Below are 411 nucleotides of genomic sequence, written 5' to 3' on the forward strand. Positions count from 1 at the left end.
ACGGTATGATTCATGACTGGGGTGAAGTCGTAACAAGGTAACCGTAGGGGAACCTGCGGTTGGATCACCTCCTTACCGAAAACGAGAGACAATAAGTGTCCACACAGATTGATTGATATATTGTAGAAAATGAATGAAGAGAGAAAAGTGCGTAAGCAAAATGTAAGGTAGAGTATCTTTATTTGTTGTCCCCATCGTCTAGAGGCCTAGGACATCGCCCTTTCACGGCGGTAACCGGGGTTCGAATCCCCGTGGGGACGCCAAATAAAGATAACTTTATTATCTTCTGTTCTTTAACAACCAGGAAACAAGCTGAAAACTGAAGAGACTTTCAAGTCCTTTTAAAGGATAAGAAAAAGTCTGAGTAAGAAAAATCTTGATTGAACAAAAGCAATCAAGTGTTTAGTTGAA

Annotated in this window: 1 tRNA gene and 1 rRNA gene; both read left to right on the forward strand. The window is 40.6% G+C overall.

Annotation, left to right across the window (positions count from 1 at the left end):
- Nucleotides 1-75: ribosomal RNA gene (locus tag DPV97_RS09555) — 16S ribosomal RNA — on the forward strand; the annotation flags it as partial.
- 112 nt (nt 76-187) lie between these two features.
- Nucleotides 188-263, forward strand: a tRNA-Glu gene (locus DPV97_RS09560).
- The last annotated feature ends 148 nt before the right edge of the window (nt 264-411 follow it).

The organism is Haemophilus parainfluenzae (assembly GCF_003253005.1).
Taxonomy (GTDB): Bacteria; Pseudomonadota; Gammaproteobacteria; order Enterobacterales; family Pasteurellaceae; genus Haemophilus_D; species Haemophilus_D parainfluenzae_M.